Source organism: Photobacterium sanguinicancri (genome assembly GCF_002265265.1).
Lineage (GTDB): Bacteria > Pseudomonadota > Gammaproteobacteria > Enterobacterales > Vibrionaceae > Photobacterium > Photobacterium sanguinicancri.
This window is the reverse complement of the sequence record NZ_NOIF01000475.1, coordinates 1-419: the sequence shown is the minus strand read 5'-3', so window position 1 is coordinate 419 and position 419 is coordinate 1. Positions and strand designations below refer to the sequence as shown.

At 59.7% G+C, this 419-nt stretch carries 1 protein-coding gene; it reads right to left on the bottom strand.

Annotated features, from left to right (window positions below):
* Positions 1-419: SufD family Fe-S cluster assembly protein (locus ASV53_RS26590; protein ID WP_189337977.1), on the bottom strand; the 419-nt coding region annotated here is incomplete at both ends.

The following is a 419-nucleotide window of genomic DNA, read 5'->3' as shown; positions in this document are numbered from 1 at the left end:
TCGACCAGTTCTGGATGGTCGTGTACCGCACGCGGGCGTTCTTCTTGACGATGATCTCGACGACCGCCGAATGCAGCGAGTCGGACTTGTAGATCGGCGCCGTGCAGCCCTCGATGTAGTGCACGTAGCTGTCTTCGTCGGCGATGATCAGCGTGCGCTCGAACTGGCCCATGTTCTCGGTGTTGATGCGGAAGTAGGCCTGCAGCGGGATGGTGCAGTGGACACCCTTCGGCACGTAGATGAAGGTGCCACCCGACCACACCGCAGAGTTGAGGGCGGAGAACTTGTTGTCACCGAGCGGGACAGCGCTGGCAAAATGCTCGCGGAAGAGCTCAGGCTCCTCCTTGAGCGCAGTGTCAGTGTCGAGGAAGACGACACCCTGCTTGCCGAGCTCCTCGTTAATCTTGTGGTAAACCACT